This is a genomic window from Flavobacterium bomense (genome assembly GCF_003970355.1).
The window spans coordinates 1-15,582 of the sequence record NZ_RYDJ01000008.1 but is presented as its reverse complement, the minus strand read 5'-3'; the positions used below and the strand labels follow the sequence as shown (position 1 = coordinate 15,582).

Sequence of the window (15,582 nt, the reverse complement as noted above, 5' to 3'; positions counted from 1 at the left end):
CCTTTTAAGTAATAACCATGGTATAATGTCGTGTTTTAAAATCAGGATAAAATTATGTAACAATCTGATTTAAAGTCATTTTACTTAAAGTTAATTCTTTTGACTTTACGACTTTTAAACTTTCGACTTACTTAATAGACTGCTTCGTGTTTTTAATCACATAAAGAAATCAATAATAAATCATTAGTAGTGATAGGTTTAGACAGGTATCCCAGAATATTTTCATATGATTTAGATTTGTTTTTATCTTCAACTGCAATGGAGGAACTCACGATATACACAATGATTTGTTTATCAAATAAAGATTTTATAAGTCCCATTTCTTCCATAAATTCCCAGCCGTCCATTATTGGCATATTAATATCCAATAAAATGATATCCGGAAGTGCAGCATTATTTTCTACTGCAATATGAAGATGGTCAATTGCTTCTTTTCCATTTTTAAATGATGAAACCCTCGAAAATATTTCGGACCTTTGAATTATTTTATTTACGATAATTTGATAAATGGCATCATCATCGACTATCCAGATTGCTTTTTTTGTCATTGAATATAGATTTTAAATGTTGTTCCAATATCGGGTTCACTTTCCACGGTGATATTTCCTCCCATAGCATCAATTTTATTTTTAGTAATAAACAATCCAATTCCTTTTGAATCAGAATTAGGGGTAAAGGTCTTGTACATTCCAAAAATTTTATCGGCATTTTTAACCAGATCAATCCCAATTCCGTTATCCGAAATTTGAAGGACTTTCATCTCGTTTTCTATAACCAAAGTAATTTTTATGATGGGTTTTCGCGAGGGATGTCTGTAACGAATAGAATTTGAAATAATATTATAAAGTATGCTTTCCAGATAAGCCGGATTATAATTTATCATTATTTGATCTGAAATGGCTGAAATAATAGTGACTTCATGGGCCATAATTTGTTCCGAAAGTACATTTTGTGTTATCTGAATGTACTGTTTTAGGTTCAAAGGTTCGGATACTAAACCAATATTTGTGCTTATGTTTACGACTTCATTCAGGTGTAACATGGTTTCGTTCAGCGAACTAGAGACTGTTTTTAAAAGCTCCATCATTTCTGCTCTTTCTTCTTCGGATTCTGAGGAGGTGATTAATCCTATAATTGAAGTAATATTGCTAGTATGTGATCTTAAGTTATGAGAAACGATATAGGAAAAATTCAGCAATCTTTTATTTTGTTCCGTAACAAGAGTAAAGGATGATTTTAACTCTTTTTCAGCTTCTTTTGTTTTAGTAATATCAATCATAATGCCTTGTAATCTTGCTACTTTACCATTTTCAATGACAACATTTGCGATGTCACGCAGCCAAACTACATCCCCATTTTTGGCTACCATCCGATACTCAAAATCAAGGTCTGCCTTGTCATTTATTTGTATAGTACAATAATTCTGAACCCATTCACTATCTTCTAAATAGAGATGGTCACTCCAAAAAGTAGGGCTTTTAAGCCATTCTTCAGGGGTATAACCTAATATGTTTTCAACTTTCTGACTAATGAATTTAAAAGTAAGATCAGTAACACCGCATTCCCAAACAATTCCGTCAATGGTATTGATCAGCGATTTAATTCTTTGTTGGGAATCTATAATTATTTTTTCAGAGTATTTACGATCAGTAATGTCTTGTGTGGAAACAATGATTCGTTCAAATGTTTTTTCATAACCACGAATAACATTCCATCTTAAGTTAATGTCCCGTAATTTGCCTTCTGAATCTTTTATTACGGTTTCAATAATAAATTGTTTGTTATATTGAGTAATTGAGACCAAATTTTTTATGAAATCTTCTCTGGACTTCATATTAAACAATTCTCCTTTAATACTTATTAATTCCTCTAATGAGGAAACCTTATAAAGCAACAAGTTAGCTTTGTTAACATTGATAACTTTAATTAAAGAATGACATTTGTCAACAACTGCGGGATTATTGTTGAAATATTCTGTTACCTTTTCTTTGTTTTCTCCAAACAAATTTAATTCCTCCAGATATTTTTTAACATCTAAAAAATCCTCTTCTCTAAGAGGTAATGGAGAGTCCAGAAAAAGGCTTTTGAACCGGTCTTCACTTTTTTTGATTAATTGCTCCGCTTCTTTTTTTATTGAAATATCCTCTATAATAGCGATATTAGTGGATGCTATTTTATTTTTTTTATAGAGTGCTGATACCGTAAGATTGACCCAAAGAATAGTACCAGATTTTGTAAAATACCGTTTTTCCACTGAATACTCAGTAATTTCACCATTCCGGAGTTTTTCAAGTTTTATTAAATCTTGTTCTAAATCATCGGGGTGCGTTACTGATTGGAAATTTAAGTGTTTCATTTCCTTTTCAGAATATCCTAATAATTGGCAATATTGGTTATTGATTTCAATAAAATTACCGGTTAAGGAATTTATGTGCGCTATTCCTACAGGTGCCTGATCAAATATGGCTTCAAATTTTATTTCAGAATTCAATAATTTTATGGCCTGAGTATTTACAAGAGACAGCAATTCTTTTGGTATTTTCAGCACTATAAATAGTAAAACACCAAAAAGCGCAGCAAAAAACACACCAATAATTCCAGGAATTAAAATTTGAGGATAGAGGTAATTCTCGTGTTTTGATATCAGATATAATTTCCAGTTGCCATCCGGAATAGAAGTTGAAATAGTATAATTTTTTGAAAATTCAGTTCTAATGGGCAAATAGAAAATTTCTTTTTCATTATCAAATTTTGAAAACTGGAAGTAATATTTAGAATCATCAATATCTGTTATCCCTGAAGTTTCTAAAAAAGTTTCTAATGTAATGATAATGGCTGAAAATCCCCAAAATTTATTGTTTTCAAATACTGGAAACCGTCCTATAATTCCCATTCCGCCTTGTTTTAATTTCAAAGGCCCGTCAAAATACATTTTTTGGGTTTTTATAGATTTTAAAGATTCCTTTTTTTGATGGGGTGCTGTTAAAACATTTAATTCTAAGGATGCTTCATTTCCTTTTAAAGGATAGATGTACTTAATTATTCCATTAGGAATCAGCAAAATTGCACTGATGTTGGTATTTGTTTCAATCAGTTTTTTACTTACGGAATCAAAATTTTCAGGAACACCTTTGTCATTGATGGTCAGTGCTAATGTTAACGTTGAAGTGTAACAGTTTTTAAGCGATTGATGAATGTTTTGACGAACAAAATGAAGAATAGTATTCATTTCGCGTTGTTCATCTTCTTTTATTAGTTGGTATTGCTGCCAAACGATGAAACCAGTGAGACAACTTAAAATGAGAAATGTCATGAAGCCCATTGTCCTGGGCTTGTCTATAAACCATCGGATGAATTTATTATGTTTTTTTTTAGACATTATGTAGTATTTTTAGTAGGTTTTTGGGGCAATATCATTAAAAAAATAAATATATAAAAAATAAAGATTAAAGTATATTTTTTTTTTGGATTTAGTTGCAGTATCAATTTTTGTGTTTTATATATTTTTTAGTGTATTTACAGTATATGCCTCATAATCTTTGATATCAAAAAAAAATGATTTTCGCAAAAAAAAAGTACACTACGGAGAAGATATTTCAAAGCCCATTTGAAAATTTAAAGCGTAAAGTAGCCTGTTGACAATTAAAAGAAGCACTATCAAACTAAAAACAATTTTAATTTCAATAATTAAACCGAACTTTGCAGTAGTTTTTGAATCGAAAAATTGATTCAACATTTGATAATTTAGAGCGCAAGAGCATGAGTAGAAATAACGAAAGAAATATTAAAAAACACAACGATAAGTTGCACAAAGCGCAGGATAAATTAAAACAAGCTGAAATGCTGCGCAAGGAAAAACTAAAGCAAATCACTAAAAAATTTAATGAAGATAAGGCTTCAGAAAAATAATGTAACTACATCATGGAAAAAAATAAATTTAGCGAAGTAAAAAGTGGCGTTCAGCAAATAATAGATTTTATTGCTAAAAAAAATGCCCGGGAAGCCAATACTAAATTAGCAGAAGTTAGCGAGCAATTAGATGAACTCCTGGATTTTGCCGAAGAGGATGAAGACCTAATGGAGATAAGCCGCTATCAAGTCTTGTTGAACCAGTTGCATCAAAAAATAGTAGGGTTAAATGGACAGGCAACCGAATCCATTTAGACGAATTTTATCAAAGAATGATCAAAAATAAATGTTATTGCGGTTTTGATAAAAATTTCCAGGATTGTTGTGAACCCATTATTAATGGAGTAAAAAAAGCGACTACTGCGGAGTCTTTAATGCGTTCCAGATATTCAGCTTATGCAACGCATCAAGTAGATTATTTGTTAGCCACGACCCATATTACGGTGAGAAAGCAGTATTCTAAATTTGAAATTCTAAATTGGGCCACCTCAAATAAATGGCAGCAATTGGAAATTATAGAATCCACAGAGAACACGGTAGAATTCAAAGCTCATTTTTTAGACACCAAACTTCATAAACAAATTCATCATGAATTTTCTACTTTTAAACTTGAAAATGGATGTTGGTTTTATGTGGACGGACAATTTTTTTAGGTAGCTTTTTTTGGACTTTATCGTTTTTAACTAAAAATTAATAAATGTTTGTATAGCATACATTTTTTATTGGTGTAATTTTATTGGCTATGAAAAATGACACTAAAAAAGGTTTTTATTTCAAGCAATACGAAGCCCCCTTTCAGTCTCCGTTTGATAAGCTCTTTGGTATTTTCAAAGAATTAATTACACATACTTCAGGAGATTTTGATGAAGCAATCGACTGGTTACGGGAATTGGACAAAGAATATAAACTCACTGATGAACACTACAGTATTGATGATTTTATTGAAGATTTAAAGAAAAAAGGATACATCCGCGATGAACTTAAAGAGGATGGAACTGCTGGAATTGGTATTACTGCCAAGACGGAGCGTGCCATTCGGCAACAAGCCTTGGACAATATTTTTGGTAATCTGAAACGCTCCGGAAGCGGCAATCACAAGACTAAACATTCCGGAAACGGTGACGAACATACCGGGGAATTTCGGGAATTTCATTTTGGTGACGGACTCGAACGAATTTCCTTGACCGAAAGTTTACGCAATGCCCAAATCAATAACGGAGTAGCAGATTTTATGTTGACCGAAAATGATTTAGTTGTCGAAGAAACGCAATATAAATCACAGATGAGTACTGTTTTGATGATCGACATCAGCCACAGTATGATTTTGTACGGTGAAGATAGAATTACTCCCGCCAAGAAAGTAGCAATGGCTCTTGCTGAATTGATTACGACACGTTATCCAAAAGATACTTTAGATATTCTGGTTTTTGGAAACGACGCTTGGACCATTGCAATTCGGGATCTACCGTATTTAAAAGTGGGTCCTTACCACACCAATACAGTTGCCGGTTTACAACTAGCCATGGATATTCTGCGCAGGAAACGAAACACCAACAAGCAAATTTTCATGATTACCGATGGGAAGCCAAGTTGTGTCCGCGAAAAAGACGGTTCCTATTATATGAACAGTAACGGACTCGACGAATATATTGTGGATAAATGCTACAATCAGGCGCAGCAAGCCCGAAAACTACACATTCCAATCACCACATTTATGATTGCGAATGATCCGTATTTGCAAAAATTCGTCAATAAATTCACCGAATCAAATCAAGGAAAAGCATTTTATACCGGATTAAAAGGACTGGGTGAAATGATTTTTGAGGATTATGAAACCAATCGTAAAAAGAGAATAAAATAGTAATTAGTCACAGTCTCAGTTGTCAGTTCGAGCGCAGTCAAGAACAAATTGACAGTTAACAATAATAACAATTTTAAAAGCAATATGAAAATAGAAAATATAAAAACTCTCGGAGAATTAAAAAAATCAGGTTACAAAAGTATAAACATCAAAGATGAGTTGCGTACGAACTTAAGAAATAAAATTAAATCAGGACAACCAACTTTTGAAGGTGTTCACGGTTTTGAAGATACCGTAATTCCGGAACTAGAACGTGCTATTTTGTCGCGTCACAACATCAATTTATTAGGGCTTCGTGGTCAAGCCAAAACCCGATTGGCGCGCAAAATGATCGAATTGTTGGACGAATACATTCCGTTTGTGACAGGTTCCGAGATTAATGACGATCCGTTGCAGCCCATTTCTCGTTTTGCCAAAGATATTATTGAAACTAAAGGCGATGCAACTCCCATTTCCTGGCTACACCGAAGCGACCGTTTTTTCGAAAAATTAGCTACGCCGGATGTAACCGTTGCAGATTTGATTGGAGATGTCGATCCAATTAAAGCAGCAAATTTAAAACTGTCCTATGCGGATGATCGTGTGATCCATTTTGGGATGATTCCAAGAGCGAATCGTTGTATATTCGTTATCAACGAATTACCGGATTTACAGGCGAGAATCCAAGTAGCACTATTTAATATTTTGCAGGAAGGCGATATCCAGATTCGTGGATTCAAATTGAGAATGCCCCTTGATCTGCAATTTGTATTTACAGCAAATCCAGAAGATTACACGAATCGTGGGAGTATTGTAACCCCATTAAAAGACAGGATAGGTTCTCAAATCCTGACACATTACCCGGAAACCATTAAAATTGCCAGAACCATTACAGAGCAGGAAGCAAAACTGGACGCCACACAAAATAATATGGTTTACGTGCCTTCGTTAGCGAGAGATTTATTAGAACAAATCAGTTTTGAAGCAAGAGAAAGCGAATATATTGATAACAAAAGTGGGGTGAGTGCCAGATTGAGTATTACCGCTTTTGAGAACTTATTAAGTACTGCAGAAAGAAGGGCTTTGAAATCCGGAGTAGATAAAACAACGTTGCGATTGTCTGATTTTATGGGAATTATTCCTGCTATTACCGGAAAAGTCGAATTGGTTTACGAAGGAGAGCAGGAGGGAGCTGCCGCCGTAGCACAACATTTATTGGGCGATGCGATCCATACTTTTTTCCCTGCATATTTTCCAAAAATCGAAAAATTAGAGAAAGAAGGTGTCAAAAATGCCTACACGGATATCATCGAATGGTTTTTTGCCGAAAGTGGTTTCGAATTATCAGACGATTGTTCTGATGAAGAATACGAAAGAATATTAGGAAGTATTGTTCCTCTTGAAATTTTAATCAAAAAATACCAACCGCAACTGGAAAAAGAAGATAAATTTTTCATGAAGGAATTTATTCTTTGGGGATTGGTTGAATATAAAAAACTAAGCAAAGACCGTTTTTCTAAAGGGTATCAGTTCAAGGATATTTACGGAAGCTTTATTAGTAAATTGTAAATAACATACGTTTTTTACACTATAAGTCATTTAAGGAATCACTATTGTGTAGTTCCTTAAATGACTTTTTTGTTTAAAAATTGATCTATTTTTGTCGTTTTTTTTTTCTAGAGAATAAAATAAGCGTCCCATTTATTTATTTCTTTATCGGCGTTACTGATTTTTATTAGTCTACCTTGCCTCATTGACCGTCTAAGCGGTCAAAAAGAAAGACATGGAAAATAGCTTTGAAGCCTTGATTGCTACTTATATTGAAAATAAGGTAGGCATATCCGAACATTTTTTGAGTACCGATTTAGCTAATAATCTAAAACAAAATTTGATTATTTTAAACCAAAATAGTCTGTTGACGGAAGCAGGAATTGGTAACGCAGAAAAGGTTTCTTATGATGGTGCAATACGAAGCGATTCCATTTATTGGTTGGATAAAAAACACAACAACGCATTCGAAAATGAGTTTTTTGCTCAAATAGAAGCTTTTATTATTTATTTGAATGAAAGTTGTTATGCTGGAATAACGGGATATGAATTTCATTATTCGTTGTATGAATCGGGCGATTTTTATCTCAAACATTTGGATCAATTCAAGAATAATCCCAGCCGAAAATACTCTATGATCAGTTATCTGAACAGCAATTGGCAAGAAAGTGACGGTGGTGAGTTGCTGATTCATCAAGCTAATAACAATCAAAAGATAGCCCCAACTCAAGGTAAAACAGTTTTCTTTAAGAGTGACGAATTAGTTCATGAAGTTTTGGTCACCCAAAATACCAGAATGAGTATTACGGGATGGTTGAAGAGTGATTAATATTTCTAAAAAAAAATACTCAGTTTCCCTTTATCCGCGTAACTATTTTTTGAAGTAATCGCTTTCCGTCCCTTTTGTCTTTAGGAACTTCAACCGCTTTTAGTTCTGTTTTGCTTGCAATAAATTGATAGCTGAAAGCAAATTGAGGGTTTTTTGAATCGTCATTTAACAGTCCAAAGCGCAAATCATTGAAATATAAAGATTGATTTTTTTTAGAAATAATATACCAGCCTTCGCTCGCTTTTTTTAGTTTTTCAAAATCTGAATTTCCTTTTAGCTGCGATTCTAGAAATTTATTTTTGCTATAAGCAGTAAATAAAATGGGTTGCGTGTCAAAAAGAGAGTAGTCGCCTAATGCGTAATTGTTTGCTGTGGCTACGTTAGCATTCCACAAAATGAGGTTGAAAGCGGTGGGTTTTACGATGATTTCAGAATACTGAATTTTTTGTTTTGTTAATGCTTTTTCAAATTGGTTCAAGGCATATACTTTTATAAAACAGGACAAAAGGAGATACGCACTACTGATGGATAATCCTCTAATTATATATTTTTTGCGAAGTACTGCGTTTTTTGTTTTCCAAGTCACAATCAATGTAATAATTAGTGGAATGGTGTACAACGGGTCAATTACAAAAATGGTTTTTAACGCAAATCTATAGTCTAAAGGCCATAAAATTTGTGTACCCCAAGAAGTGAACATGTCCAATAACACATGGGTAAACAAACACCAAAACGCCATACGAGTTGCCTGAAAAAAGTTGATTTTATCTCTTTCTATTTTTGAAATAATCCAACCCAAAACAGGCGATAAAAACAGAAAAAGAAAAAGAGAATGACTGATGCCGCGGTGAATCAGGATGGCATCTACAGGATTTAAAAACAATCCCACTACAATATCTAAATCGGGAATTGTGCCCAGAATTGAACCATATAAAATTGTTTTATTTTTGAGCTTTTTGCCTGCGCATACTTCGGCAATGGCAATTCCTAAAGCAACTTGAGTAAAAGAATCCATTCTGTAAAAGTAGCTGAAATCAATAGATATCTTGATGACCAGTAGTAAATTTTTGGTGTGAATTACACTTTTTTTTATTGTACTTGAAAAAATATCTTAAAATAAAACTATACTGATCAGTAGAGATTTTAAAATAAATATGTGCTATCTTGTCCCATAATAAATAAACCAAGCTATGTATAAAATTCATACTATTGATTTACACTTTCAATCCGAAAAACATTCTATTGGTGCTTTTTTAATTGAAACCGAAAAAGGTCCGATACTTATCGAAACCGGACCGGAATCTACTTGGGAGTATCTTGAAAAAGGAATCCAGAAGATAGGGTATGAGATCAAAGATATTCAGCATGTATTCCTGACGCACATTCATTTTGACCATGCCGGAGCAGCATGGAAATTGGCACAAAATGGCGCTAAAATATACGTACACCCCATTGGAATTCCACATTTAGCTAATCCGGAGAAATTATGGAATTCAGCCAAAATGATCTATACCGATAAGATGGAGCTTCTTTGGGGGAAAATGGAATCTATACCTGAGCAACAATTGATTGGGGTTACGGACGGTGATGTTGTAGACTTGGGAGATATTCAAATAAAAGTATGGTATACACCGGGTCATGCTGTGCATCATAATGCGTATCAAATTGAGGATGTGATATTTACTGGGGATGTGGCCGGAGTAAAAATAGGAGATGGTCCCGTTGTACCTCCTTGTCCTCCCCCGGATATTAATATTGAATTATGGAAACAATCCCTTAGAAAATTAAAAGATTTAAAGCCTAGAGCCTTGTATTTAACACATTTTGATTTTCAAAAAAATCCGGATGAATTACTATCAGGATTAGAAATAGTTCTGGATGATTGGGCTAGTTTTATCAAACCTTTTTATGACAATCAAACTCCGCCAGAAAGTATAGTTCCTCAATTTATGGAATACACCCGAAAGCAGTTTTTGGACAAAGGACTCGATGCGGAAGAAATTCAAACCTATGAGTTTGCTAATCCAAGCTGGATGTCTGTAAATGGTTTATTGCGGTATTGGAAACTCAAAGAACAAGGAAGGATTTAAGATTGCCATAATTTGATGGCTAAATTCTCCTTTTGTACTACTGAAACCGGATGCGTACTATTCTTGTTCTGGAAATATTACTTTCAATACTTTCATAAAAGAGCAAAAGGAAAGACAATAAATGGTAGTTTTACCCTCTAAAAATTCGCTATGCTATTTCTTGTTTTAAGTATTATTTGCAGTGTCACTGTGGGAGTGTTGTTTAAAATGGTTCGCGGATATGAAGTCAGTCCTATTCAAATTGTTGCTTGGAATTATGTATTTGCGCTTATTCTTTGTTATTTTTTCTTCAGTCCAAATCTTACCAATATTGGCACTTTAGCACCTTGGGGAATTTATGTTTCTCTTGGGGTTTTGTTGCCAGCAATCTTCCTTTTTTTGGCGGCTTCAATCAAACAAGTAGGGATTGTAAAAACGGATGCTGCTCAAAGGCTATCTTTGTTTATTCCTATTTTAGCGGCTTGGCTGGTCTTCAAAGAGGATTTTACTATCCTAAAAATAGCGGCGCTTTTGGCAGCATTTCCAGCGCTGTTGCTAATCCTTGCTAAACCTTCTGAAAACACAAAAAATAAATGGATCTATCCTGCGGTGGTGCTATTAGGATTTGGAATTATAGACATCCTTTTCAAGCAAATTGCCCTTCACACCACTTTACCATATACAACGTCATTATTTGTAGTTTTTGGAATTGCGTTGTTTATTATGATTGGCGCTGTTATTTATAACGTGATGATAACTAAAGTCTCATTAAACTTCAAAAATATTATTTTTGGTGGTATGGTAGGTATTTTCAACTTTGGAAACATACTCTTCTATCTAAAAGCGCATAAGGCTTTCGCTGAAAATCCTTCAACGGTTTTTGCCGGTATGAACATGGGTGTAATAGTAATGGGAAGTCTTGTTGGGATTTTTATTTTTAAGGAAAAACTAACTAAAATGAATTTTGCTGGACTTTTTCTGGCTTTAATAGCGATTGTTTTAATCGTAATCTCGCAGATCATTTAAAGAATAAGTTGCAACTAAAAGAGTTTTCATATACAATTTTTGGTTTTTTTGATTGCATTTAAAGCAAAAGTATCCGATCTAAAAGCGGATCTACAGTCGAATCAAAATTCCGTAAAACAAGGTTGCATAAAAAAGTGATATTTTTTGCATTTAATTTCACAGAATCATTGTTTTTTTTATAATTTACCGTATACAATAAGTTATTGGTCCGAAACTGGTGTAATGGAATAGAAAATTAAGCACTAAATATTCAAATATATGTTGTTTTATATAATTGCAAGTTTAATGCGATTTTCAAGGTTGGTTCAGTTTATTTAACAATTTCAAAAATAAATAAATAACAAGATAAATGATTAAAGGAAAAAAAGCAAAATGGATTAGGAAGTCTCACCGATATTTAGGGATATTTTTGGGTCTTCAATTCTTAATGTGGACTATTAGTGGACTATATTTTAGTTGGTCAAACATTGATGACATTCATGGAATGCAATTTCATAAAAAAGGAATTGTTGCTGAGTCGTTTTCAGGTTTAATTAGTCCTTCACTTCTTCATCCTTCGATAGCAATTCAATCTATCGAATTAAGGAAAATAAATAATCAACCTTTTTATTGGGTGAATGAGAAGATGCTTTATAATGCGAAAACTGGAAAATTAAAAAATGGGATCTCTAAAAAAGAAGCATTGTCAATTGCAGATAAATACATTATATCGGGTTTAAAAGTAAAAGAAATACAACTCATTAAAGAAGTAGGGAAACACCATGAATATAGAGAGCATTTACTACCTGCCTACGTTATTTCATACCAAGAACCGGATAATTTAAAAGTTTATATTTCAGTCAATGACGGAGGTTTTCAGACGATTAGACATAGAAATTGGCGATGGTTTGACTTTTTATGGATGACCCATACCATGGATTATGAAGGTCGAGATAATATGAATAATATTGTTTTGCGACTATTTTCATTGTTAGGGTTAATAACTGTTTTAAGTGGTTTTTTACTTTGGTATATCTCTTCGCCTACCGTTAGAATAATCTGGAAGAAAATAAAAAAATAATTTAACATAATAAAACAAACCATAAAATCAATTTAAAATCAAAAACTATGAGAAAAATAATTCTAATACATTTCTTTATTTTACAAGCATTAGTAATTTCGGCACAAGAAAAAGTTCAAATAAAACTAACTTCGGCAAGTCCATCTGCATCATTTGAACAAGAATTGGGTAGCACAATGATTAAAGTTTCTTACAGCAGACCACTAGCAAGAGGCAGAAAAATATTTGGTGAATTAGTGCCTTTTGAAAAACTTTGGCGAACTGGCGCTAGTGATTGCACTTTAATAACTACTAACGAAGATATTGTATTTGGAAATACTACTTTAAAAATGGGTAGCTACTCAATATTCACAATACCTTCTAAAAAGGAGTGGACAATAATTGTAAATGCAGATACAACATTACACGGCGAAACTGGATATGATGCCAAAAAAGATGTTTTTCGTTTAACAGTTCCTGTAGAAAGCATATCTAATTTCTATGAAACATTTACAATCGAAATAAATGATATTAACAGCAAAGGAGAGGGGTTTCTAAAAATAATATGGGAAAATTCGATGATTAAAATTCCATTAAAAAGTAAAGCAGATGAAACTATTTTAACAGTAATAGATAAAAACATCATTAAAGAAAAAACCCTTGATGCTAATTTATTATTTCAAGCAGCAAACTATTATTACAGTACAAACAGAGATTACAAACAAGCAGTGGCTTGGCTTTTAGAAGCCGCGAAATTGGATCCAGATAATTTTTATTATCCTAATTTGAGACAAAAAATAGCAACGGAATTAAAAGACTATCCAAGTGCAATTGAAGCAGGTAAAAAAGCTTTATCTATAGCAGAATTTAAAAAAATGAAAAGTGTAGAATCACTCAAAAAACAAATTTTAGAGATGGAGTTACTATTGAACAAATAAATTAATTTTAAATCAAAAATTATGAAAATGAAACACACAACAGAAGAGCATACAGAAGAATCAAGTTTAACTATGTACAAAAAATTGACGATTATGATAGTGGTGTCATTTATAGCTATGTACATACTAATGTATTCAATGGTAGATATTTTATCTATATTTATAAGGGGTTAGAAGGGTAGAGGTGTACAAAAGGAGTACTGATTTTGATCAAGTAACTATCTTTAGTGTTAGTAAAAACAATTTGTATTTTTTATTCATTCAAAAACTGCTGAGTTCTATACTTTGTTTTTATGATAAAAAACGTTCTTTCTGTGATGGAAAAAATATTGAAATGAATCGCTTAGCTTTTGACAACTTTTCTTCAATTTTGTTATATACAAAGCTAAGTTGCTTTTCATTCAAGTCTAACACTGATACAAATTTATCATTTATATTTTAGTTAATTTTACCGCCTTAACAGTAATTCGTCCTTTTGTTTCTTTAATTAGATGCTATGTCACGTCCTAATAATGATTTTACTGCTATAACAGTAAAATAATAAATTTTTTAATGATTTAAGCCGTGCGTGTTATTAAATTGTATATTTTTACCGCTAAAACAGTATATAATGAATGATTTTGATTTAGGTGCTTTAATTAAAGACCATCGAAAAAAAGCAGGACTTACACAGCTTGAACTAGCCGACTTAGCTGGAGTAGGCAAGACCACTGTTTTTGATATTGAAAAAAATAAAGAGACAGTTCGTTTGAATAATCTTTTTGCAGTACTCCGAGTGCTAAATATTAAAGTAGAATTCAAAAGTCCTTTAAATAAATAATTATGAGAAGAGCAATTGTATTTGCACACGGAAAAAGAGCTGGAATTTTAACGGAAATTGCTGCTAACGACTATCATTTTGAGTACGATGAAAATTATGATGGCGAAGCGGTTTCATTGACTATGCCTACAACTCAGAAAAAATATAGCTATACATTTTTTCCACCGTTTTTTGAAGGGCTATTACCTGAAGGTGTAATGTTAGAGGGATTACTACGTATTGTCAAAATTGACAAAAAAGATTACTTCTCTCAACTGATAGCAACGGGAAATGATTTAGTGGGAGCAGTAACGGTTAAATTGATGGAAGATGAATAGATGTCCTATTACGTATGACTTGTGTGGTACAGATAAGTACAGTGAAAAAGGATTACGCATGATAGCTCCTAAGCTGGCTTATTTAAATGATTTACCTTATACAGCTGTTGAACTTCGTCAGGAAGCCGCAAATAGAGCTAAAAAGCTATCCATTCAGGGAGTGCAACCAAAGCTTAGTGCGGCTATTTCAATAGTGGATCAAGAATTTAAAATTGTGGACCAATTTGGAACGTACATTATTAAGCCACAAAATGATTTATTTCCACAATTACCGGAAAATGAAGATGTAACTATGCGAATGGCGAAAGTGTTTGGTTTAGAAGTGCCATTTCACGGGATGCTATATGGCAAAGATGGTAGTTTGTCTTATTTCATTAAACGTTTTGACCGCTACGGTAAAGGAAATAAGTTCGCAACAGAAGATTTTGCTCAATTGACTGGGAATACAAGAGACACAAAGTATCGTTTTACGATGGAAAAATTGATTCCTGTACTTGATGAATATTGTTCATTTCCCGCAATTGAAAAAGCTGATTTTTTTAAAAGAATTCTTTTTTGCTATCTGACCGGAAATGAAGACATGCATTTGAAAAATTTTTCGCTAATTACCAAAAATGGAAAAACAACACTGACACCTATTTATGATTTTCTAAATTCTACAATAGCGATTAAAAATCCTGACGAAGAAATTGCTCTAACTTTGAAAGGAAAAAAAAGTAATTTAAGAGCAACTGATTTTATAGATTACTACGGCAAGGAAAGATTACAACTCAACGAAAAAATTATAGCAAGTATTCTCGAACAAATGAAAAAAGCAACTCCTGAATGGAAGGAGCTGCTTGAAATTTCTTTTCTTACTGATAGAATGAAAGAGAAGTATTTGGAGTTGTTGGAAAGTAGGGTAGGGATGTTTTAGTAATCTCCGCAAAAATGCGGTGAATAAGCAACTTATTCACCGCATTCATTAAATTTGATTAACAGGTAGTTTTTGAAGTGTAACAAATGTATGAATTAAACTTAATAGAAGAAAACTAAAATACTGCTAAATCAATGGGAGTCAACTAATAGAAAGCAAAGTAAAGTTAAAGAAAGTGCTTTTATTTCCCGATGCAGAAATTAGCATTCCTTATTTAAATAGGGTTTTCAACTTTAGTGGTACAATTATGGTACTGGATATGCAAATAAAAACTGCACATTAAGTTAAGCTACATTTTTGTAATTAATTTGATTGTTAAATTCTTCAATAG

General features: G+C 32.8%; 16 protein-coding genes. 13 read left to right on the top strand and 3 right to left on the bottom strand.

Going from position 1 to position 15,582, the window contains the following annotated elements; translation table 11 throughout:
• Positions 1-152: 152 nt before the first annotated feature.
• Positions 153-548: a response regulator gene (locus tag EKL98_RS08420; RefSeq protein WP_126463324.1), complete on the bottom strand. Its 396-nt coding sequence runs from the start codon at positions 546-548 to the stop codon at positions 153-155.
• Positions 545-3,379, bottom strand: a complete 2,835-nt coding sequence (locus EKL98_RS08415) for a PAS domain S-box protein (RefSeq protein ID WP_126562031.1) — start codon at positions 3,377-3,379, stop codon at positions 545-547. The genes EKL98_RS08420 and EKL98_RS08415 overlap by 4 nt, the downstream gene beginning before the upstream one ends.
• Positions 3,380-3,759: 380 nt before the next feature.
• On the opposite strand from EKL98_RS08415, the gene EKL98_RS17850 reads away from it, so the two are divergent.
• The 6 genes from EKL98_RS17850 to EKL98_RS08385 all read left to right on the top strand — a co-directional run bounded on the left by EKL98_RS17850 (position 3,760) and on the right by EKL98_RS08385 (position 8,126).
• A complete protein-coding gene (locus tag EKL98_RS17850; protein ID WP_197037251.1) occupies positions 3,760-3,909 on the top strand; it encodes a hypothetical protein in 150 nt (49 codons plus the stop codon).
• A 12-nt stretch (positions 3,910-3,921) separates the two neighbouring features.
• Positions 3,922-4,164, top strand: a complete 243-nt coding sequence (locus tag EKL98_RS08405; protein ID WP_126463444.1) for a hypothetical protein — start codon at positions 3,922-3,924, stop codon at positions 4,162-4,164.
• A 17-nt stretch (positions 4,165-4,181) separates the two neighbouring features.
• Positions 4,182-4,562: a YchJ family protein gene (locus tag EKL98_RS08400; protein ID WP_126562029.1), complete on the top strand. Its 381-nt coding sequence runs from the start codon at positions 4,182-4,184 to the stop codon at positions 4,560-4,562.
• Positions 4,563-4,651: 89 nt separating this feature from the next.
• Entirely contained in the window at positions 4,652-5,770 is a 1,119-nt protein-coding gene (locus EKL98_RS08395; RefSeq protein WP_126463317.1) for a vWA domain-containing protein, read from the top strand.
• An 84-nt stretch (positions 5,771-5,854) separates the two neighbouring features.
• On the top strand, positions 5,855-7,318 hold the full coding sequence (locus tag EKL98_RS08390) for a magnesium chelatase (protein WP_126463315.1): 1,464 nt from the start codon (positions 5,855-5,857) through the stop codon (positions 7,316-7,318).
• Between the two features lie 214 nt (positions 7,319-7,532).
• Complete coding sequence (locus EKL98_RS08385) at positions 7,533-8,126, top strand: 2OG-Fe(II) oxygenase (RefSeq protein WP_126562028.1); 594 nt, start codon at positions 7,533-7,535, stop codon at positions 8,124-8,126.
• Positions 8,127-8,145: 19 nt separating this feature from the next.
• Here EKL98_RS08385 and EKL98_RS08380 read toward each other — a convergent pair whose 3' ends face one another.
• Entirely contained in the window at positions 8,146-9,141 is a 996-nt protein-coding gene (locus EKL98_RS08380; RefSeq protein WP_126562027.1) for a metal-dependent hydrolase, read from the bottom strand.
• A 175-nt stretch (positions 9,142-9,316) separates the two neighbouring features.
• On the opposite strand from EKL98_RS08380, the gene EKL98_RS08375 reads away from it, so the two are divergent.
• From EKL98_RS08375 to EKL98_RS08345, 7 genes are all read left to right on the top strand, one after another.
• Positions 9,317-10,216, top strand: a complete 900-nt coding sequence (locus tag EKL98_RS08375) for an MBL fold metallo-hydrolase (RefSeq protein WP_126562026.1) — start codon at positions 9,317-9,319, stop codon at positions 10,214-10,216.
• Between the two features lie 150 nt (positions 10,217-10,366).
• A complete protein-coding gene (locus EKL98_RS08370) occupies positions 10,367-11,221 on the top strand; it encodes an EamA family transporter (RefSeq protein ID WP_126562025.1) in 855 nt (284 codons plus the stop codon).
• 349 nt (positions 11,222-11,570) lie between these two features.
• Positions 11,571-12,281, top strand: coding sequence for a PepSY domain-containing protein (locus tag EKL98_RS08365; protein WP_126463305.1), 711 nt, complete (start codon positions 11,571-11,573; stop codon positions 12,279-12,281).
• Positions 12,282-12,328: 47 nt separating this feature from the next.
• Positions 12,329-13,198, top strand: a complete 870-nt coding sequence (locus EKL98_RS08360; protein ID WP_126553503.1) for a DUF2911 domain-containing protein — start codon at positions 12,329-12,331, stop codon at positions 13,196-13,198.
• 610 nt (positions 13,199-13,808) lie between these two features.
• Positions 13,809-14,018: a helix-turn-helix transcriptional regulator gene (locus tag EKL98_RS08355; RefSeq protein WP_126463301.1), complete on the top strand. Its 210-nt coding sequence runs from the start codon at positions 13,809-13,811 to the stop codon at positions 14,016-14,018.
• Between the two features lie 2 nt (positions 14,019-14,020).
• Positions 14,021-14,335 (top strand): HipA N-terminal domain-containing protein, encoded by a 315-nt coding sequence (locus EKL98_RS08350; RefSeq protein WP_126463299.1) that lies wholly within the window; start codon positions 14,021-14,023, stop codon positions 14,333-14,335.
• Positions 14,328-15,251: a HipA domain-containing protein gene (locus EKL98_RS08345; protein ID WP_126562024.1), complete on the top strand. Its 924-nt coding sequence runs from the start codon at positions 14,328-14,330 to the stop codon at positions 15,249-15,251. Before EKL98_RS08350 ends, EKL98_RS08345 begins: the two co-directional genes overlap by 8 nt.
• The last annotated feature ends 331 nt before the right edge of the window (positions 15,252-15,582 follow it).